This is a genomic window from Paenibacillus hemerocallicola (genome assembly GCF_006265175.1).
Taxonomy (GTDB): domain Bacteria; phylum Bacillota; class Bacilli; order Paenibacillales; family NBRC-103111; genus Paenibacillus_AB; species Paenibacillus_AB hemerocallicola.
Map to the genome: position 1 here is coordinate 1 of NZ_VDCQ01000074.1, position 21,908 is coordinate 21,908.

At 55.1% G+C, this 21,908-nt stretch carries 15 protein-coding genes; 9 read left to right on the top strand and 6 right to left on the bottom strand.

All coding sequences use genetic code 11. The features are described 5' to 3' along the window. Positions 1–510: 510 nt before the first annotated feature. The 7 genes from FE784_RS34185 (at position 511) to FE784_RS34215 (ending at position 11,823) form a co-directional block, all read left to right on the top strand. The gene (locus FE784_RS34185) at positions 511–1,413 is read left to right on the top strand and encodes an ABC transporter permease (RefSeq protein WP_246132316.1); all 903 of its coding nucleotides are present in this window, start codon (positions 511–513) and stop codon (positions 1,411–1,413) included. 46 nt (positions 1,414–1,459) lie between these two features. Then, on the top strand, positions 1,460–2,338 hold the full coding sequence (locus FE784_RS34190; protein WP_246132317.1) for a carbohydrate ABC transporter permease: 879 nt from the start codon (positions 1,460–1,462) through the stop codon (positions 2,336–2,338). An 89-nt stretch (positions 2,339–2,427) separates the two neighbouring features. Then, complete coding sequence (locus FE784_RS34195; protein WP_139606741.1) at positions 2,428–3,981, top strand: extracellular solute-binding protein; 1,554 nt, start codon at positions 2,428–2,430, stop codon at positions 3,979–3,981. Further along, entirely contained in the window at positions 3,978–5,099 is a 1,122-nt protein-coding gene (locus FE784_RS34200; RefSeq protein WP_139606742.1) for an exo-alpha-sialidase, read from the top strand. The genes FE784_RS34195 and FE784_RS34200 overlap by 4 nt, the downstream gene beginning before the upstream one ends. A 37-nt stretch (positions 5,100–5,136) precedes the next feature. Continuing rightward, entirely contained in the window at positions 5,137–7,503 is a 2,367-nt protein-coding gene (locus FE784_RS34205) for a helix-turn-helix domain-containing protein (protein WP_139606743.1), read from the top strand. Between the two features lie 65 nt (positions 7,504–7,568). Next, a complete protein-coding gene (locus FE784_RS34210) occupies positions 7,569–9,659 on the top strand; it encodes a tail fiber domain-containing protein (protein ID WP_139606744.1) in 2,091 nt (696 codons plus the stop codon). Positions 9,660–9,924: 265 nt separating this feature from the next. Then, entirely contained in the window at positions 9,925–11,823 is a 1,899-nt protein-coding gene (locus FE784_RS34215; RefSeq protein WP_139606745.1) for an LTA synthase family protein, read from the top strand. An 81-nt stretch (positions 11,824–11,904) separates the two neighbouring features. On the opposite strand, the gene FE784_RS34220 is transcribed toward FE784_RS34215, so the two are convergent. Beyond that, positions 11,905–12,210, bottom strand: coding sequence for a hypothetical protein (locus FE784_RS34220; RefSeq protein ID WP_139606746.1), 306 nt, complete (start codon positions 12,208–12,210; stop codon positions 11,905–11,907). Between the two features lie 553 nt (positions 12,211–12,763). Then, entirely contained in the window at positions 12,764–13,702 is a 939-nt protein-coding gene (locus tag FE784_RS34225; protein ID WP_139606747.1) for an aldo/keto reductase family protein, read from the bottom strand. Positions 13,703–14,144: 442 nt separating this feature from the next. Between FE784_RS34225 and FE784_RS34230 the strand changes: the two genes are divergently transcribed. Beyond that, entirely contained in the window at positions 14,145–14,438 is a 294-nt protein-coding gene (locus tag FE784_RS34230; RefSeq protein ID WP_176706720.1) for a winged helix-turn-helix transcriptional regulator, read from the top strand. Positions 14,439–14,666: 228 nt separating this feature from the next. On the opposite strand, the gene FE784_RS34235 is transcribed toward FE784_RS34230, so the two are convergent. Next, complete coding sequence (locus tag FE784_RS34235; RefSeq protein ID WP_139606748.1) at positions 14,667–15,542, bottom strand: helix-turn-helix domain-containing protein; 876 nt, start codon at positions 15,540–15,542, stop codon at positions 14,667–14,669. A gap of 246 nt (positions 15,543–15,788) precedes the next feature. Between FE784_RS34235 and FE784_RS34240 the strand changes: the two genes are divergently transcribed. Then, entirely contained in the window at positions 15,789–16,988 is a 1,200-nt protein-coding gene (locus tag FE784_RS34240; RefSeq protein WP_139606749.1) for a Gfo/Idh/MocA family protein, read from the top strand. A 338-nt stretch (positions 16,989–17,326) separates the two neighbouring features. On the opposite strand, the gene FE784_RS34245 is transcribed toward FE784_RS34240, so the two are convergent. From FE784_RS34245 to uvrA, 3 genes are all read right to left on the bottom strand, one after another. After that, a complete protein-coding gene (locus FE784_RS34245; protein WP_139606750.1) occupies positions 17,327–17,602 on the bottom strand; it encodes a hypothetical protein in 276 nt (91 codons plus the stop codon). Further along, entirely contained in the window at positions 17,599–18,780 is a 1,182-nt protein-coding gene (locus FE784_RS34250) for a DUF4062 domain-containing protein (protein ID WP_139606751.1), read from the bottom strand. The genes FE784_RS34245 and FE784_RS34250 overlap by 4 nt, the downstream gene beginning before the upstream one ends. Positions 18,781–18,932: 152 nt before the next feature. After that, positions 18,933–21,854 (bottom strand): excinuclease ABC subunit UvrA, encoded by a 2,922-nt coding sequence (uvrA, locus tag FE784_RS34255; RefSeq protein ID WP_139606752.1) that lies wholly within the window; start codon positions 21,852–21,854, stop codon positions 18,933–18,935. Positions 21,855–21,908 lie beyond the last annotated feature (54 nt).

The window sequence follows — 21,908 nt, forward strand, 5'->3', positions numbered from 1 at the left end:
CCGAACCCCGAACCCCGAACCCCGAACCCCGAACCCGGAACCCCGAACCCTAATGGCCCAGCGCCTCAATCTTCGATCCCTATTTCTCCCTTGTCCTCCTTGCGATACGTTTCTCGCATGCGCCCGACACCGCCTATCTCCCCTCTCAATGTTTCGTTTTCGATAATTCACGTACACCGATTCCACCCTCTGATCAAGCTTCACTGTACTGAACGCTGGCAGCAGCCGGAGCAATTGGCTGGGGACGGACTGTGCTGTACTCGGCGGCTAACTAGCGTCCGACCACGCTTTTCACTATTGTTTACAAGCATATTTCCCCAGCAATAAGGTCAATTGCATCAGGCGGATAAATGAATCTTGCGGGCCAAGCGGAAAAGTGGCGCACCGGAGAGGGCATTGGTTATTTGATATGGCGGTGCCCCGGCCTATACTGAAATCCGACGGCAGGGCAAGGGTCATATCGCAATCCGCCTGACACGCTGCTCCGCCGCTACAACATCGATACGGGAAGTGATCGCCATCGTAAAAGCAATGATTCGCAGCAAAGCGTACTATGTCATGTTTTTCATCCCGCTCGTCTATTTTCTCGTGTTCCACTACGTACCGATGTTCGGGATCCTGATCGCCTTCAAAAACTACAACGTGTTCCAGGGCGTATTCGACAGCCCCTGGGTCGGAACGAAATATTTCCGCCAGTTTTTGACCGATCCGTACTTTTACAAGCTTGTCCGGAACACGCTGCTGATCGGCTTGTACCATATTATGTTTTCGTTCCCGGCTCCTATCGTACTGGCGCTCCTGTTGAACGAATTGAAGCATCATGTGTTCAAGCGGTTCGTACAGACGGTCAGCTATTTGCCGCATTTTTTGTCTACGGTCGTGGTGGTCGGGATTATCGTCAACTTCATGTCCTATGACGGGATTATGAATCAATTTATGGGGTTGCTCGGCTTGGAGCCGGTCCATTTCCTGATGAGCCCGGAATGGTTCCGCTCGATTTACATCGGATCGGAAATTTGGCAGGGGATCGGCTGGGGCTCGATCATTTATTTGGCCGCCTTGACGGCGATCGATCCGCAGCTGTACGAGGCGGCGACTATCGACGGGGCGAACCGGTGGAAGCAAATGATCCATGTGACGCTGCCGGGAATCGCGCCTACGATCGTCATCCTGCTCCTGTTCAATATCGGAGCGGTGATGAACGTTTCGTTCGAGAAAATATTGCTGTTGTCCAACGGGTCCAACCAGGATGCATCCGACGTCATCGCCTTGCATGTATACCGGAGAGGGCTCATCTCGAGCGATTTCAGCTACGCGACGGCCGTGGGGCTGTTCAATTCGGTGATCGCCGTCCTGCTGCTTACCTTCGCCAATCGGGTCAGCAAAAAAGTGAGCGAAACGAGCCTGTGGTAAGCTGTGCCCGAAAAACCGCAAATCGGCCGAGAAAGAAGGGAATCCGGTGAAAATACGCCGAAGCATCGCCTCCATAACGTTCGATACGTTCAATATCGCGTTCATGCTGGGTCTCATCTTCATTACGTTTTATCCGCTGTACCATATCTTCGTCGTATCGATCAGCGACGGCCATTCCGTCCTGAGGGGCGAAGTGAGCTTTTGGCCGGTCGGCCCGAACCTGGATACGTACCGCCTGTTGCTGGAGGATCCGGCAATCATCCGTTCCTATGCGAATACGGTGCTGTACACCGTCATTGGGACGTTGGTCAACATGGTCTGCACGATTTTATGCGCGTACCCGCTGTCCAAGAAAGAGTTTTACGGAAGAGGCTTTTTTACGCTGCTTATCGTATTTACGATGTTTTTCAGCGGGGGCTTGATTCCGTCGTATCTGCTCGTGCAAAAGCTGGGGATGGTCAACACGATGTGGGCGCTCGTCGTTCCGGGAGCGATCAGCGCTTGGAACATGATCGTCATGCGGACGTTTTTCCAGGGACTTCCGAACGAGCTGTTCGAATCGGCACGCATCGACGGGGCGAGCGAGCTGCTTGTGCTGTGGAGGCTCGTCCTGCCGCTGTCGCTGCCGATCATCGCCACGATCTCGATGTTTTATGCCGTCGGCCATTGGAACAGCTTCTTCCCGGCCTTGATTTACTTGAACGAGAAGGCGAAATATCCCGTACAAATTTTGCTGCGCAATATCGTCGTTATGGGGCAAATGTCGGAGCAAAGCCAAGAGCTGAGCGGACCGTATGCGGCGGTAACGTCCACGAATATCAAATATGCGGTCATCATGATCGTCGTGGCGCCGATTATCGCGGTCTATCCGTTCATTCAAAAGTATTTCATCAAGGGGGTGATGATCGGCTCCTTGAAAGGATGAGGGCGGCCGCCTCGCGGACGGCTTGCACGCGCGTCCTATGCTTTTCCACGTCGAATGAATGCTGTTACAATGGTTAACGGAGGGGTACAATGTCAAACAAACGATGGAAGACCGGACTCCTGCTGTCCGCGGCTTCTACCGCAGTGCTGCTGTCGGGCTGCTCGGGCAACAAGACCGATGCCGGCGGGACCGAAGCGCAGCAAGGCGCCAAGCCGATGACGCTGAAAATGATCCGCTACGAGCATCCGTCGCAGGCGCTCAAGCAAAATACGCCGGTGCTGAAGGAGATCGCCAAGCAGACGGGCGTCACGCTCCAGGTGGAAGGCGTGCCGCAGAGCAACTACAAGGACAAGAAGCAGGTGCTGATCGGCACGAACAACATTCCGGACGTGATACTGGTCGATCAGAACGATATTTTTCAATATGCGAAAACGGGCATTTTCCTGAACATTTCCGATTATTTGGACCAGGCGCCGAATTTGAAAAAACGGCTGCAGGACAATCCGGAGACGAACAAGCTGCTGATTGACGGCAAGCTGTACGGCTTCCCGATTACCGCGCAAAATCAGCTGTCCGCCGGCAAGGCGCCGATGATCCGCACCGATTTGCTGAAAAAACACAATTTGAAGACGCCGGCGACCTACGACGAGCTGTACGCAACCTTGAAGCAGCTGAAGGCGGCCTATCCCGACTCTACGCCGTGGACGGCCCGGGGGATGGGTTCGATTCTGGACGCTGTCGCATACGGAATGGGCTCCGGCTACGGCATGTATTTCGATCCCGACGTCAAGGGCGGCTCCTACGTATACGGGACGAACAAGCCGGAATTCAAGGAAGTGCTCGCTTATTTGAACAAGCTGTACGCCGAGAAGCTGCTCGATCCCGATTTCGCGGTCAATACGCAGCAGAAATGGGCGGAGAAGCTCAGCACGGGGAAAGCGTTTTTCTACTTCGACAACAATACGTTCGCCGTCAATTATAATCAGGCTATGCAAAAGGATAACCCGGAAGCGAAGCTCGACCTGATCCCGTACTTGGGCAACGGCAAAGGGAGCATCCGCGGCTTCGCCTATCCGAAGGCCGGTTGGATTTCCGAGCTGTACGCGGTAAGCTCGAAGGTGAAAGATCCCGCCGCGATCGTGAAATTTTACGACTGGCTGTACAGCGAAGAAGGAACCCTTGTCGCGAACTTCGGGGTGCGCGGGGAGACGTTCGACATCGCGAACGGAAAGCCCAAGCTGCTGGACGCCGTTATCGACAAATACAAGACGGCCGCCGATCCGGCGCGCGCGATGCTGTCCGAGCTGGGCGCTGGATATTTGACCATCGCCCCGCATGTCGACGAGACGCCGATCATCCAAGTATCCGACCCCGATCTGGTGCGCTGGGGCGAGCAGATCGACAAAGATCCGGGCTCGAAAATCCGCGCTCCGTCGTTGAAGCCGCCATTTACGGACGAAGAAAACGAGCAGATCAAGCAAATTACTTCGAAGCTGAGCCCGATATTGGCCGATGTGCTCAAATTCATCATGGGCGCGAAGCCGCTCGGCGAATTCGACGCCTTCGTCAAAGCGTTGAACGACAACGGCGTGCCGCAGCTCGAGACCATCTATAATACGGCGATGAGCCGGGTGAAGCGATGACGACGATCGTGAATTCGCTCAATGAGCGGAAGCGGGCCAAGCTGCACGTTGAAACCGTTACTATATTCAAGCCTGGCGCCGACGGGCAATGGTCGTACTCGCATCATCCGCATCTCGCTTCTTACAACGGCCGTTATTACGCCATCTGGTCGAGCGGCAAAGTCAATGAGGACGATGTCGGGCAGAGGCTGATGATATCCTCATCGGACGATTTCGTCCGCTGGTCCGAGCCGTGCCCGCTCGTCGATTCCACGCCGGGGATTTATGCAGACGCCGTATTGACGGCGGCCGGATTCCATCAGTACGGAGACGAGCTGGTCGCCTACTGCGGGCAGTACGAATACAAGGCCGAGCATCTGGAGAACGGCTCGCGCAAGGACGGGGACCGCGGACATATGAACACGTCGCTGTACGCGGTCTCGACAAAGGACGGCTCCCGGTGGAGCGCGCCGATTCCGCTGCACGTGCCGATTATCCCGAATCACGGGCCGCAGCGGACACGCTCCGGAAGACTGATCATCAGCGGCAATATCATGTTCCCTTATACGGACGATCCGACCGGCTTGTCCGGCTGGACCCGCGCGGGCATTTACCCGCCGGAGGCGGAGAGTTCCATTGTCGACGACTCGGAATCGTTTTGGCGGGTCAAAGAAATGAAAGGATGGCCGGCCGGCTTGTGCGAAGGCTCGTTTTACGAGACCGCGGACGGGATGATCCACATGATGCTGAGGAGCGGAGCGGGACGGCTGTGGGTAACGCGCAGCGGCGATGACGGCATGACCTGGACCGAGCCGGAACCGACGCCGTTTACCGACAACAACAGCAAGTTTCATTTCGGAACATTGCCCGACGGCCGAATTTATTATGTCGGCACGCCCGACCCGCTGCCTCGCGGACGGCGAAATCCTTTGGTGCTGTCGCTGTCCGAAGACGGATTCCGCTTCGACCGGCACTTTATACTGAAGGATGAGTCTTGCGAGCGGCAATTCCCGGGCATGTACAAGGGCGGCGACTACGGTTATCCGCATACGCTCGTGCACGGCGGCTTTCTTCATGTCATTTACTCGGTCTGCAAGGAAGGCGTGTCGGCCTTGCGCGTGCCGATCGAAACGATATAACGGCACGACGATTATGGAATTCGGAGGATGAGCAGCGTTGAGACTGAGGATACCCGCAAACCGGCTTTTTTACAAAATCCTGCTCTACTTCTTGTCTCTCCTCATTCCGATCGTCGTGATCGGCGTCGTCACGTATGTCAATTTCGTGTCCGAATACAAGAGCGAATTCGCCGCGAGATCGGCGATGAGTCTGCGGTTTTCGGCCGACCTGATCGATGCCCATCTGCGGACGGTGCAGGAGGCGGGAATCGGCTTTTTCAGCGATGCGAAGGTGAACGGGCTGTTGAAGCCCGATGACCAATATACGCTCGAGGATCGGGCGGGCTTGCTGGACATTTTGCAAAGCTTGAAGCGAACCGGGGCGATTTTGACGGAATTCGCCGATGATTTGTTCATGTTCATCGATCACGACAAGGTGTATACGACTTCCGGCATCGAAGACTTCGAGCCGTTTTTCGGCCGGGTGATGAGCTATGGATCGTTCGATGCGGAGTACTGGAGGAGGACGATCCGCTCCGAGCGGGTGATCGATATATTGGAGCCGTCAACATTACGGACAGTCCGCGGCTCCGGGATCGTCGTTCCGGTGATCGTCGCAAGCATGGTGCGCGGCAATAACGCCGTGCTCGCGGCCAATATTTCCGTCGAATCGTTGCGCAGCACGCTGAAAGGAAACGCCGCGTTTCCTTCGACGCGGTTCGTGGCGCTCGACGGACGAGGCAGGGTCGTGTTCGGGATGGAGGACGCGGCCGACAAGGAGTCGCCGATACCGGGCAAGCTGGCCGAATCGTTCCCGGACGGCAACGCGGGCAGCTTGGAGCTGGCGCTCGGCGGGAAGGACTACTTCGTCTCTTACGTCCAGTCGGACGTATACGGCTGGAAGCTGTATGCGTTGACTCCGATGGCCGAGTTTGCGGATCGGGCGAGCGGCATTTTGAACATGATCGTTCTGATCTGTGCCGTGCTTGTCGTCATCGGACTGTCCTTTTCGTTTATATTCGCATTCAAGCTGTATACCCCGATACAGCGAATCAAGGACGCTTTGGCCGATCCCGGCGAACCGCGCGACGATCCGGAGCCGGCTTCCGACGACTATGGCGAGATCGGCCACGGCATTCGCCGCCTGATTCGGAGCAGTCGTACGTTCGAGTTGCAGCTCAACAGCGTATGGAGCGAATATATGGACCAGACGCTGCTCCATTTGATCAAGGATCGGGAAATTCCGAACGAGGCCGAGCTGCACAAGCTGTTCCGGGAACGGCTCGGTTTTGCGAAGGACGGTTACCGCGTCTGCAACATTCATTTTCAATTCAAGGAAGCGTTCTACGAGCATATCCCGGACGAGGACCGGATAGTCGTCTGGAGCAAGCTGAGGAAGCTGATCGGGGCGTTTCTGGGCGTGCACTTCCGGCTGTACGTGCTGGAATGCACCCGTCATCTGTACGTATGCGTTATCGAGCCCGGTGAAGGGGACGACGATCAGGCCGCGCTGCGCAAAGCGCTGGACGAATTCATGCGGACGTTTCAATTCGATTTGCAATATTGCATCATCCGGGTAGGCATCGGCCAAGTCCGCGAAGGGGTAAGAGGTATCGGCGAATCGTACAAGGAAGCGATGCTGGCTCTTCAGCACGCCGACGGAGCCAGCGATTGCGAAATTGTCCAGTACGAACGGCTCGCAATCCGTCCGAGCGTCTTGTATACGTTCGCCGACGAGATCAAGCTGATGAACGGTCTGAAGGCGGGGGAGGCGGCCGTTAAGGAAAAAGTGTCGGAGTTTGTGCGCCAGCACGAGGAACGGGGCGCTTCCCCGCACGCTCTGGCCGTGCTGCTGACGGACCTGTACCGGACGGGGCTGCGCTTCGTGATGGAGCAAGGCCTCGACCGAGATCGGCTCGTATCCGAAGAGGCCGACGGACTGCTGGGCGACTCGGACGAATGGCCGGTCCGTTACGAAAACAAGAAGGAGATGCTGCTGGGCTTCTATGACCGTCTCGCAGCCGAGCTGGGCGCGAGGCAGCAAACTTACAAGGCGAATTCCCTCATATCCGCCATAACAGACATGATCGAAACGGAATACGGACGCGAGCTGTATTTGGAAAGCATCTCCGATCGTCTCGGCCTGTCGCCCAAGTACGTTTCGCGGATATTCAAGGAAAAGACCGGGATGAATATTACCGAATATATGAATCGGGTTCGCATCGATCAAGCGAAGCTGCTGCTCTCCGGGACGGATATGACGATCGGCGATATCGCCGAACGGGTCGGGATCAACAGCCGTACGACCTTTCTGCGCATATTCAAAAAAACGGAGGGCATCGCCCCGCAAAGCTACCGCAAAGCGGAGTGGGACAAGAACGGTACGCCCGCGACGTCAGGCCGGAATGCGGGAGCGGACGATTAAGCGACACCGGGAGCAGTTCAAAAGGATATTGCCGAATCGGCGCCATAAACGGGAGGCGAACTTTTATGAACGGGAATCGCGACAATGTGGAGAACACGCCGTATACCGGCCAGCTGCCGGACGAAGCGGAAGCGGCGGGTATGGCACATAACCGTACGGATAGCGGGAGGAGAAAGTTTTTGGCCGGAATCGGCGTGGCTGGAGCGGCACTGGCGGCTGGAGGATGGATTCGAGGCGCTGTGCCGTCAGCCTATGCCAAAGGAGGCCCGGTAACGGAATCGGTATATGGACCGCCGCATGGCGGCGGAGGCCGATGCCGGCCGGACTGGATCGATGTCCGCTGCCACGGGGCTGCGGGCGACGGCGCAACCGACGATACCGCGGCGATCCAAGCCGCCTTGGATGCGGCAGCGGGGCGAAACGTCCATTTCCCAGCGGGCATATACCGGTTCACGAGCACGCTGTCGGCTCCGCTCGTCAGACTGGTCGGCGAGGGCAGCGGGCGTACGACCTTGATGTTCGACCAGATGGCCGGGCTTGACGGCATCGTCTTTCAAGCCGAGTCGATCGTCGGGAAGGAAGGCGGTGTCGAGCATATGACGCTTATGACCCGGGGAGCTCACGGCCGTTACGCGATCGCGACTCCTGCCGATTCCTCCCTGTATTACACATACCGGACGCGGTATTTCTTTACGGGCTTGGAGTTTCGCGGCGACGTGCTGCAAAATGTTTCTTCCGGGTTCGTCTACGACTACGGCTGGGAGAACTATATCCGTTTGGGCGACTGCTGGGGCGCCTATATCGAGGATGTCGACGCGATAGGCGTATACTTGACGTCGAGCGATCCGCAGGCGCAGCCGGATCATACGTTTCTGACCATGACCGCGGGCGGCGGCGCTTTGTCGGTCCGGATTAGCAAAGTGACGACGCATGGGGTGAAGCGAGGAATCGAGATCGGCAATCGCGTCTTTTTCTTCATCTCGCATGTCGATATCGCCCATTCCTACGAAGGGATCGTCTCGACGGGGACGACCGTTTTCTCCGAAGGGCGCATTCACGATACGCTGGTAAACGCCCAGAAGGTCGGGTTGTTTCTGAACAACCGGTCGTGGACGGCGATCCATAACGTCGCGATCGGACGGCACAAGTCCGGTTACGACCATGGCGGCGATTGGTACGGCATCAAGCTGGAAAACGTGGGGAAATCGTGGATCGGCAATATCCGCGTACAGGCGGACACGAGCGTGACGGTGTTTACGGGGACGTCGTACGGCTTCCATTTTACGGGCAGCAACGGGCTTACGCTCGACGGTCTCATTCCCGGCTTGGGACTGCATTACGGCATCTACTTGAACAATTGCGCGCAGCACGTATATGACGGTCTGAACTTTCAGGGAACATCCGGCACGGGAATCAGCTTCCAAAACAACTCCCGCGATATAATCGTGGGCCCTCACGTTTTCTCCAACGGATGGACCAAATACGAATTCGGAACGGTGGACCGCAGCCGCCTCTCGATCGTGCAGAAAGATATGCAGCTCGAGAGCAAGCAGCCGTTTCTCGTCATGCGCGAGACCGACGGAGCGGCGGACGGCAAGCATTGGCGGATGACCGTCAACAACGGTTCGTTGAACCGGCAAATATTGAACGATTCCGATGGGGGAGCGGTCGATTACGAGCTGGTGCAGCGCACGGGAGCTTCAGTCGACGGAATCGAGTGGCGGGCCGACACGTTGTACATGAACGGCACGGCCGTTCGGACGAACGATCTCCAGCCTGCGGTTGACAACGCTTACACGTTAGGCTCGGCAACGAACCGGTGGAGCGAAATTTATTCGGCGACTCCCGTGATCGTAACGTCGGACGTCCGGGATAAGGCGAATGTCCGCGATAGCGAGCTCGGCTTGGCGTTTATCGAAGCGCTGCGTCCGGTTTCGTATACGCTGCAGGCTACCGGCAGACCGCATTATGGCCTAATCGCCCAGGAGGTGAAGGGAGCGCTCGGGTCGCTCGGCGTCGACGACTTCGCAGGCTGGACGGAAGACCGGACGACGGGCAAGCAAGGCTTGCGCTACGAGGAATTCGTCGCTCCGTTGATCAAGGCGGTTCAGGAGCTGTCGGCCGAGGTGCGGAGACTCGAAGCGGAACGGAGCTGAAGGAGGTTTGAACCGTCGCCATTTGGGCGATGAACACGGTTCGGACGGTATCATTCATATCCGCCTGAGTGTGCTGCAATTAGAAGTTAAGCGTTCAGACCACCGACTAGTCGGCGGTCTTTTTTTGCTATAGAACCGGCGTACTATGAACATTGTTTGACAATATGCGGAAACAGTTGTTTTCCTTGGCTATTTTAAGGTTGTTTTAAGGTTGGAAGGTTAATATACGCCGATGGAGGTTTTCTGAGAATAGGAGGAGTCGGATATGAGGAACGACCGAACTGCGCCGTTCTTGTGGAAAAGCCTGTTTTTTCGCATAACCGTATTCATCTGGATCAAGCTTATCGTGCTGCGGGTGTTCATCTATCATAAAATCGATTGGGGCGGAGTCGCGCTAGACCTTGCTTCCGTCGTAGTCATTGCGGGACTGATAGAATTGTTCGTCCCGGGAAGGGCGAAGCGAGCGGCCTTCTGGAGCTTGAACATCGTCGCTTCGCTTATTTTGTTCGCTGCGACGTTGTATTATACCCATTTCGGTTCGATCGTAACGTATACCTCGCTTTATGGGCTAAAGCAGGTTTTGCAGGTGTCGAATAGCGTGAAACGGGCGATGCATCCGGAAAATTATATTTTTTTCGTCGATCTGGCTGCAGCCGTTCTGTTGTGGATCGTTTGGAGGCGGCGCAACATTAACGTATGGAGCAGCTTTCCGCTTCGAAAGGCGTCTATGGCCGCTGTCGTGGTCGTCGCTTTGGCGGTATCGGCGTTGTCGATCCGGGTCGAGGGCAAAGTTCGCAACGAGCTTATTCGGGCGGAGAAGCTCGGATTTTTCAATTACCAGAGCTCCTTCGTACTGGAAGCGTGGGAGAACAGCCGCGAAACGAAATTTACCGACACGGATCAGGCTGCGGGAATCATTAACGCGGTCCAATCCAAGTATCCTTACGGCGCAAGCAAGCCGGACGGGGAGCAGGAGCCGAGGCTGTTCGGTACGCAAAAAGGCAAAAACCTGATCGTCGTACAAGTGGAGTCGCTGCAAAACTTCACGATCGGGTACACGGTGGAAGGTCAGCCTTTGACGCCCGTGCTGAACGAGCTGGCGGGCAGCAGCTACTATTTCCCGAACGTGTTCCAGCAAATCGGTCAAGGCAATACGTCGGACGCCGAGTTCATGTTCAATACGTCGATCTACCCGGCCGGGAGCATCCCGATGTCGACCGGATTCGGCAACCGCGAGCTGCCGAGCCTTCCGAAATTGCTGAAGGCCGAAGGCTACGAATCGATGACGTTCCATGTGAACGATGTCCGGTTCTGGGATCGCGATAAAATGTACCCTGCGCTCGGATTCGACCGTTATTACGACGAGCCGTATTTCCAAAACGACGAATTCAACGCTTTCGGCGCCTCCGACGAACAGCTGTTCCGGACGGGAATCCAACAATTGAAGGGACTCAGCGGGAAGGATACTCCGTTCTACGCGCAGTTCGTTACGGCATCCAGTCATCATCCGTTCGTTACTCCGGACAATAAGAAGCAGATCCGGCTTCCGGCGGAGAAGTACAAGGATACGCAGGTGGGGGAATATTTGGAATCGGTCAATTATGCCGATCATGCGCTCGGGACGTTTATCGATCAGCTGAAGGCAACCGGGTTATGGGACAGCTCGATCGTAGTCGTGTACGGCGACCATTCCGGGTTAAAGCCGCAGTATAACGATCCGGAGGAAGTTACGCGTCTGCTCGGCATCCCGTACGATGAATATGTGACCCGGTTCAACGTACCGTTTATCGTGCATGTGCCCGGGCAAACGGAGGGCGAGACCGTGGAGCAGGTCGGCGGTCAATTGGATATGATGCCGACGGTTGCCAACTTGCTCGGTATTTCGTTCGAGGACAGCAATTACGTCCATTTCGGCCACGATCTGATGAACACCGACCGCAACGTGTTCGGCATCCGTTATTATTTGCCGACAGGTTCTTTCGTCAACGACGATATTTTGTTCATTCCGGGAGAAGGCTTCGAGGACGGCAAAGCCGTATCGCTCCGGACGCTGCAGCCTGTGAGCGACTATGCCAAATACAAAAAAGATTACTACTACACGATGGCGCTCATGAGGTTGTCCGACGAATATATGAAAATTTTGCCCAGACGGGAAGGCTACTAGACGGCCCTTCCCGCTTCGTCCATTGCCGGTTCTTTCTCGGGCGAGAAAGGAGCCGGTTTTTTTGTGCGGGAAAAGCTCCGGCTATTCCTCAAGCCGGAATCGTGTAATATGATCCCATAGCTTCTCCTGCCGCAATACGTCAACTTGCTTCCGGCCCATCAGGTCGAAGTGGGGAAACGGAGGACGGTTGTGGATATAGCCGGGATTCAAGCCGTGGGCTCGGCACCAACCGGACAGACGCTCCAGATCGGCACAGCCGACCTTCGTTACCGTACGGAAATCCGGGAAACGGGCATCCAGCCAATAGTGGGTCAAATAAGCGATTTCGCCCCGGGAGACGGTCTCTTTCCACCGGGTCAGTTCGCCTCGGGTAATGCCGAAAGCCATGTCCGATCTCTCCTCTGCAGCCTTTGCCGCGCGATGCGGTTCGTTATTTATTATAGCAAAGAGGCGGTTCGAACTCATAACCGGTTGACGGGCGATAAAAAACTTCGACCGAATCGTTGGCGTACAGAAGTTCATGAATCGTATGATCGGAGAAGGCTTGCCGCGTTTGCCGGTGCCTGGGTGACAGCGAATCCATACAATAGCGGAACTGGCGTATCTTATTGATCCCATTACCAGAGTAGATAGCAGAATAGCGGAAGCCCGCTCCGCTATTCCACTGTTCACAACCATTTTCCCCCGCTAGGATGGAAATAGCGGAAGCCTGTGCCGTTATTTTCAGGAGTGCAACGAAATATGGGACAATAACGGAAATCTATTCCTCTATTTACGGCAACATGTTGCTCTCGCCCTTTGCTTTCAGGTTGCATACAAAAGTCAAGCGACGTATTTCAACGATCGATAAAAGCCTCCAATCCGCATCGTGCAGATGCGGCGTTGGAGGCTCTTTGTGTCTCGTTACGTCAATCCGATCCAGTCGGTCGGGCTCCGCTATTTATTTCAGTATCGTTTCGATGCGCTCGATCACTTCCGCGGACAGCTCGATACCGGACGCATTGGCGTTCTCGTCCACTTGCGACGGACGGCTGGCGCCGACAAGCGCGCTCGCTACGTTAGGCTGACGCAAAATCCAGGCGATGGCCAGCTGTCCTACCGTAATGTCGAGCTCTTTGGCAATTCCGCCGAGCTGCGCGACCTTGGCGATTTTCTCTTCCGTAATCCCTTTTCGCATGTTCTCCAGCTTGCCGGCGCGGCTATCTGCGGGAATATCGCTCGGGGATTGATATTTGCCCGTCAGCAGGCCTTGGGCGAGCGGGGAGAAGACGACTTGTCCGATGCCGTTCTGCGTACCGAACGGAATAACTTCCTTCTCGATGTAACGGTTGAACATATTGTATACGGGCTGATTGACGACGATGCGGTCGAGCAAATAGCGGTCGGCCGTTCCGAGCGCCTGAGCCATTTGCGTCGCGGTCCATTCGCTGACGCCCGCGTACAGCACTTTGCCTTGTCTGACGAAGTCGTCGATCGTACGCAGCGTTTCCTCGATCGGCGTCTCGGGATCGAAGCGGTGGCAGTAATAAATATCCACATAGTCCGTACCCAGCCGTTTCAGGCTCGCATGCAGCTGCTCGAAAACGTGCTTGCGGGACAAGCCGCGGTCGTTCGGGCCTTCGCCCATCGGCCAAAATACTTTGGTCGCGAGCACATAGGACTCGCGCGAATATTCCTTCAGCGTTTCACCCACGACGATTTCGGCGGCGCCGCGTTCATAGACGTTGGCGGTATCGAAAAAGTTGATGCCCAAGTCGTACGCCCGGCGTATCGAATTGACCGCGTTCTCGCGCTCGACGTAGCCTCCGTAGGTAAGCCAGCTGCCAAGGCTGATTTCGCTTACTTTGAGACCTGTTTTTGCCAGTTTGCGGTATTTCATTTCGTACCACTCCTTTTCGCTCCAGTATGGTAGGCGGTTTATCCGTTCATCCCCTTTTCTAGCGATTCGGAATGTCCAGGTTCGCCGAGCGCTACAGAAGCGCATTCATAAAAAGCGGACCGTAACATTCTGAACCAAGAAAGGCAACCTCTATAGCACGAATGTACTTCATCGAATTGCCTGATCAGGGGTCTTTCTTATTATAAAAAAAGCTGGTACACTTTTGAAAGTAGTAAAATCCGATTGATATAATTACGTATAGCCAAGTTACTAAAGTTTTATTGACTAACTATAAAAAAAGCGGGAGGCCATAACCGTGGCAAATTCGTTGGAAAAGCCGTTGGCGCAGCAACCGGTTCAATCGTCGGGAATCGTTACAAATGAGCAGCACGAGCATAAGAAGGGGGCGAGAACCGGCTCGGCGCCGAAGGAGGCGACGTGCATCCCGTGCTCGATCGAGAAGACGCTGGACGTAATCGGCGGAAAATGGGCTTTTCTCGTACTGCGAGAGCTGTTCGGAGGGACGAAGCGGTTCGGGGAGCTGCAGCGGAACATTCATAACATCAGTCCGACCGCGCTGACGAACACGCTGCGCCACATGGAAGAAAAAGGAGTGCTGGAACGGCGCGTCTACCCGACGGTACCCGTTACGGTAGAATACACGTTGACGCCGAAGGGCGAGGACTTGCACCCGATCATCAAAGGAATGAAGCTATGGGCGGCGAAATGGGCTTGAATTCCGGTCCGGCAGGTAGTCGGATTGATTGGCCGTGAATCATGTACAGCAGAGAAACGAAGGAGGCAGGCTCTCGTCCGTTACGGACAAGGGCATACCTCCTTCATATCGTAGACTCGGTGATGCGGCAGCAAAGGAAGAATAGAAGTAAAGGAGCGGGAGGGTAGCGCTGCAGAATCCAACGACCGTATGGCGATACGAGGCGGTCGGGAATAATCAGAAGCGCTTCTAATCGTCAAGCCCTTTGCGGATCGCCTCGTTTTTGAATTGCAGCGGGCTTACTCCGGTCGATTCCTTGAACACTTTGCCGAAGTAATGAACGTTGCAAAAGCCGGTTTTCTCGGCGATTTCGGTGATCGTCCATTGGCCGGTAACGAGCATTTGCTTGGCCATATTGATCCGGGTGGACGTTATATAGTCGGTAAAGGTGAGGCCGGTTACTTCCTTGAACAAGCGGCTGAAGCGGGACGGGCTGCGGCTGGTCAGCTTGCTGACCTCTTCCAGCGACAACCGCTCGGCGTACCGCTCCTCGATAAATTCGAGGGCGGGGCGGATCGACAAATCGTCCTTGGCGACCGCAGGCAGCTGCCGGGCATAATGGCGCATAATCGTCGTTAGCATCCGGTAAATGCACGATTTGATCGCCATCTCGTAGCAAATTTCTTTGCGGGCGTATTCGGCATCCGCCGTTTCCAGCTCGCGATTGAGCTCTTGCCACATCGGATCGGAGGATCGGATCGGATTTGGCACCCAGTTTGCCCGGACGAACAGGCTGTAAATTTGCCTCGTCTCGAACCCTTCCAGCAAATTGGTTACGAACAGCCTGTCGAAAATCATGCCCATGATTCTCGACGGGCCGTCCGTCGAGCCTTGGATCCCGTGCACCTGCCTGCTGTTAATATAGATGATGTCGTTTTGTTCCGCCGTGAACGTATGATTGTCCAGCGTGACCGTAACGGTTCCTTCCACGACTTTAATAAACTCGAGATGATCGTGCCAATGGGGGGTGACGAGATGGCCGCGGACCGTCTTGGCGACGTGGCTCATCCGGAACGGGAACCGTTTGCCGACCGATGGTTCTTGCTTATTGCCCGAAGGCATCATCCGGATCTCATCCTTTCCGCGCTAATACGGCATAGGTGCTGCCTGATGGATTCCATTATACCATGGCGATCAAAGCCGAATGACAGAATCGTATCAATTTTGAGCATGACGTTGTATAGAACGCGAAAGATCATTCCCGTTATGATAAGGGTAGAACTACAACCGGCGTTCCCGCTGAGGGTGGTTGAGACACGATCCTTTTGATCGGCAAGGGGAGGGAAGCCGCGTTATTCGCGGCGGATACGAATGGCACACAAAAAAATAGGTATCGGCATATTGGGGACGGGAAACCGCGGCGTTTATTTCGGCGGCGCCTATTTCGGCAAGCATCCGGATTGCGAGATTGTAGGACTTTGCGACATCCGGCCGGAAAGCTTGGCATTTGCGAAGGAGAAGCTCGGGGATATTCCGGCAACGGAATCGCTGGAGCAGTTTTTGCAGCTTCCCGGGCTGGATGCCGTAGTCATCTGCAGCAACGATCACGCCCATAGGGAGCACACGATCGCCTCGCTGAAGGCAGGCAAGCATGTTTATTTGGAGAAGCCGATGGCGCAGTCCATCGAAGATTGCGACCTGATGGCACAGGCAGGCCTGGAAGCGAAACGGGTGTTCATGGTCGGACTCGAGCTGCGGTACTGCTCGCTTATGGAGGATATGAAACGGCTTATTTCCTCGGGGGAAATCGGGGACATCAAGCTCGGCAACGTAATCGACAATGTCTCGGTCGGGGGCGACTATTACTACCACGGACCAAGGCGCCGCAAAGATTACGTCAAAAGCCTGATCCTCGAGAAAGGAACGCACTCGCTCGATTTGGCCAACTGGCTGATCGACGCCTCTCCGGTCAAAGTGTACTGCTCCAGCGGACTGGACGTGTTCGGCGGCAGCGCTCCGAACGACAAACGGTGCCGGACATGCGACGAGACGGCCACATGCGCCTATTATGTGGACAACCGCAAAGGGCTGGAGATGGATTACGGCGGCGTTCGGTTGAAGGACGATTTGTGCGTTTACGCGGAGGAGATCGACACGCATGACAACGGGATCGTAGTAATCGATTACAACAACGGGGCGCGTCTTTCCTACCTGGAGAGCCACTTTACGCCGGAGTATACGCGGGAATTCATGTTTACGGGTACGAAGGGGAAAATTACCGGCTTCTACAACAATGAGCAAGATTTTAAAATTACGGTCATGAAGCGGCATTCGAAGGAAGTGCAGACCTACTATCCCGAGCGCCGTTCCGGCGGACACGGAGGCGGAGACACCTCGATCGTACGGACATTCGTCGATCTGATCAAGAAGGGCGAGCCGGCCATGCCGGGCATATGGGGAGCGCGGGACAGCGCCGCCATCGCCATCGCCGCTACCGAATCGGCGGAGACCGGCTTGCCGGTGAGCATACCGGTGAACGATACGCTGGTCAAGGCGGGAGCGACCCGGTAGCGGGGAGATGGTTCGGGCAGCCCTGTCGATAAGATAGCCGGATCAAGTGGACGGAGATCCGTCCATAGCGGAACAGGAGTATGCTATCGTCCCGAATACCCATGTTAAATGCAAAATAAGGGAAAACCGTTCCGCAATTCCGAGGGTCTCTACCCATTTTCACACTCAAAGATCGATATAACGGAAGTCTGTTCCGTTATCTTCAAGCGTGCATCGGAATTTGGGACAATAGCGGAATATTGATCCTTTATATACGGCTATACGTTGCACCCGCTTCATCAAGAAGCCTCCAGATCGTATGCGATCAGGCTGTCGTTAGAAAAAACGGACTTACCCGATTACGAGTAGGTCCGGTCGTTTGTCATGTTTTCGATGCTTTTCACAAGCTCTTTGAGCCGTGAACGTTTGTGTTGAATCGCTTTTCCCGCCGATCTTTGACGCGACTTGGCGAAGAGAACCGCATCCTTTGGCAAAGCATCGGGAATCGAAATGGCAGGGACAATTTCTCCGTTCTGTACGACAAACACATTGTGTTTGGGGGCTGCCGATACTTTTACGGAAGCAACGGCCATGTTCCGACGATATCTCTTCTTCAGACTTTGGCGATTCTTCATCTTTGCAACCCTCCCAGCACGGTGTTGATGTAGTCGAAAACCATGGAATTGGCATGTGCGTCCATTATACCATCAATAATCGTTTCATTGTAGTCCTCAAACATTTGTTGATTCCACTCCGATTCCACGGGAAAGTGGTAGGAGATCACATATTCGCCTACTTTATAGGTCAAGTAAAACATTCGTTTCGATTCGATATAGAACAGAGCGGGCTCTTCGTTTTCAAAATTGTTGTAGGTTATTGCGACAAAAGAAGAGCTGTCCTTGAGATCGAAGTCTTTGTCGCCGCCGGTGTCCCCATCGGAACAAACATTTCTCAAAGTGCGTTCGATTCGGCGAAATACGCATATCGCGGAGCATCTTTTTACTTTGCCGACAACCGCCTTTGTCAAATGGAAATCGTTGACTATAACTGCGCCGGATAAAGTCTCCCGCAGCAGTACAAGGATTCTTTTTAAATTCAGATCCTTGATCGTAACAAACTTCATCATGTGTATGGAAAAATCCGAGAAGTCGCCGAATTCTTGCGCAAGATCCATGCTTTCAAGAGCTTCTTTTTTTCTGGGAATGAGCTCGACCCCTTGCCGTAAAAGATCGCTCAAGTATTGTTTCCAACGAATTCCGACACCCATGCTAAGATCGTCCACATACTTTTGATGCACGTCAATAATGTCATATAGGAATACCCAAACGTAAGGTTCTACAGCTTGCTTTGCGGGAATTGGCGAATCGTTCTTCCGAGACTCGGCTTCAAGAAATTCGCTAATTTCTTTGTAGGAGGGGTTGCGGTTATAATCGGCTCTATACTTTCCGAGAAAGTCTTTGATTACCCACTTTACGGCGGTGAAATATTGCTGCTTGATAGTCCGATCGGCGAATAAAAGCAATACTTTCCTTTGATTGATAGCTTCCATAAACTCCAGGTGTGTAATCGTTCGTCCCGAATCCAACATGGTCCCTGCTTTATTATGGATAAACAGGCAAAAAACATCGCATTCCTTGACTTTCTCTATGCAGTGTCTCGCTCCTTCTATGAAGGATGGCCACGGCCCGAAAGTCTTCTCGTACATTTCGGCATTATGCCCCAGTTCCCGTATTTCAGTATATGCCGTATTTCGAATATCCGTCAGCGAGTCTTGTGCAGATGAACTAAGAAAAAAAGTAGTAGGATTCGGCACAGTACAATCTCCTTATCGGACGAACCATTTGCTACCATTATACCACGACATGGAAATAGAGTCAGAGGAATTGCAGCGTTACATGACGGGGGCGATCGAGCCCCCGTCATTTCGTACGGTTCCCGCGACGAACCGCATGTTACGCATCCCGCTTACTTCGTCGACAGCACCGGCTCATGCCAGTACCGATTCTCGGACGCCAGCACCGTTTTCAGAAATTTCCCCGTATGCGATTCCTCTACGGCGGCCACTTGCTCGGGCGTGCCTTGCGCCACTACGGAGCCTCCGCCCTTGCCGCCTTCCGGTCCCATGTCGATCAAGTAATCCGACACTTTGATCACATCGAGGTGATGCTCGATGACAAGGACGGAATGCCCGTTGTCCACCAGTTGATTGAGGCAATCGATCAGCTTCTGGATATCGTGCAGGTGGAGGCCCGTCGTAGGCTCGTCGAGTATGTACAAGTTGTGCGACCCGCGCTTCAGCTTGCCGATCTCCGTCGCCAGCTTGATTCGCTGCGCCTCGCCGCCGGACAACGTCGTGGACGATTGGCCAAGCTTCAAATATCCGAGCCCCAATTGGTTCAGCACGTTCAGCTTATGCAAAATATAAGCCTGATCGCTGAAAAACGCGACCGCCTCTTCGATGCTCAGATCGAGCACCTCCGATATGTTCTTGCCCTTCAGCCTTACCTCCAGCACGTCGTTGTTGAAGCGGGCGCCTTTGCAGGCGGGACATACCGATTCGATGTCGGCCATGAACTGCAGCTGGGTCGTCACGACGCCTTCCCCTTGGCAGCTCTCGCACCGGCCCGTCTTCTGGTTGAAGCTGAATTCGTTTTTGCCGAGCCCCCGTTCCTTGGCGTCCTCCGATTCCGCGAACAGCTCCCGGATCCGGTCGAAGAAGCCGACGTAAGTAGCCGGGTTGGAACGGGTGCTTCGTCCGATCGGCGACTGGTCGATGTTGATAATGCCGGTCAAATGCTCGGAGCCTTCTATCGAGTCATGCTCGCCGGGTACGATGCGCTGATCCTGGAAGACGGCGTACAATTGCTTGTACATGACTTCGTTGATGAGCGTGCTCTTGCCGGAGCCGGAGACGCCGGTAACGCAGGTCAGGACGCCGAGCGGGATGTCGACATCGACATTGCGCAAATTGTTGGCCCGCGCCCCGCGGATGCGCAGAAACAATCCGGCGGGGACCCTCCTCTGGGAAGGCACCTCGATGCGTCTCGCTCCGGACAGGAACGCCCCCGTCAGCGACTGCTTCGACTTGCGCAGCTGGCCGGCCGTGCCCTGTGCGATGACTTGGCCGCCCCGCTCGCCGGGACCCGGTCCGATCTCGATAATGTGATCGGCGCTGCGGATCGTATCGATATCGTGCTCCACGACGATGATCGTATTGCCGATGTCGCGCAGCTTCTTCAGCGTCTGGACGATTTTCAGGCTGTCCCGCGCGTGCAGCCCGATGCTCGGCTCGTCCAGCACGTACAGCATGCCCATCAGACCGGAGCTGATCTGCGTGGACAGCCGGATGCGCTGCGCCTCGCCGCCGGAGATCGTGTCGGACCTGCGGCCCAAATTCAAATATTCCAAGCCGATATCGATCAATAGCGCCAGTCTGGACTCGATCTCGCTGACGATTTGCATACCCACCTGCCGCTTATGGTCCGGAAACGAGACGTCGTCAAGGAATGACTTCAGCTCCTTCAGCGGGATGCTGCACAGGTCGTGAATATCTTTGCCGCCGATCCGCACGCAGAACCGCTGGGGCTTCAGCTTCTTTCCCTCGCAGTCCGGGCAGCTGTTCTCGACCATAACCCGTTTGAAAAACTCGTTGTCGCCTCCGCCGCTGCCGGCTCTTTTCTTGACGAACCATTTATACCAGCGGTTCACCTCGGCCACGAGCCCGTGATAACGCCTCAGCTGTCCGACCTGCCGCTTCGCGTGCCGGGAATCGGTATCGGTCAACAGCAGCGGAAACTGCTCGCCCCTCGTCCCGTTGAACAGTATATCGACGAAGTCCTCGGGCAATTCGCGGAAAGGAGTGTCCAGGCTGCACCCGTAATGGGCGAACAGGCTGTGCATGATCATGCCGCGGTAAGACTTCTTCGTGCTCGGCCCATAGAGGGAATGATCGAGCGCGCCTTTGCTGACGCTCTTCTCCGGATTCCGGATGAGGAACCGTTTCTCCGTTCTCAAATAGGTGCCTATTCCGCCGCATGTCCGGCAGGCGCTGTTCGGATCGTTGAAGGAGAAATAGGACGGATGCAGCTCGCCCAGCACGAGGTGATGCTCCGGACAGCCGAAGTTTTGATAAAACGCTTTCATGCCGGCGGCAACGCTACCAGCCGACCCGATAATCTCGAACCGGATAAATCCGTCTCCGATCAGGCTCAAGCTGTTCTCGATCGTTTTGGCCAGCGATTTGAACAAGCCCGGCGCTACGACCACCTTATCCACGACGACTTCCATCTGGTAATCCGTTTCCTCGTCCAGCTCCACGGGGTCGCCTAGATTATGGTTCGCGCCATCGATCTTGACCGTGCGGAAGCCTTTGGAGCGAATTTCGTCAAACAGCGTCTGATAGTCTTCGTCATACAGCTTGAAGATCGGCGCGAGCACCTCCAGCTCCGTTCCCGTCGGCAGCGCCTGGACGTGATCGATCATCTGGTTGACGTTCTTCGTCTCGATCGGATGCCGGCAGAACGGGCAGCAGGCTTCGCCGGAGGAAGCGAACAGCAGGCGCAGGAAATCGTACAAGTCTGTCATCGTGCCGACGGTGGAGCGGGGATTCTGGTTGCCTTTCTTCTGCTCGATCGCGATGACCGGGGACAACCCGAAGACGAAGTCCACATCGGGCTTCTTCAATTGATTCATCCGGCTTTTGGCGAATGTCGACAACGATTCCAGAAAACGCCGCTGTCCTTCCCCGTATATGACCTCGAACGCAAGCGACGATTTGCCCGAGCCGCTGACGCCCGTAATGACCGTCATCCGGTCGCGGGGTATGTTCACGTCGATATTTTTCAAATTGTTCTGTCTGGCGCCTCTGACCTCGATACTCGTTTTCATATTAAGTCGATCGCTCCCTTCCGGTCCCCCAAAAGTGAATCCGGCCTTCGAAGC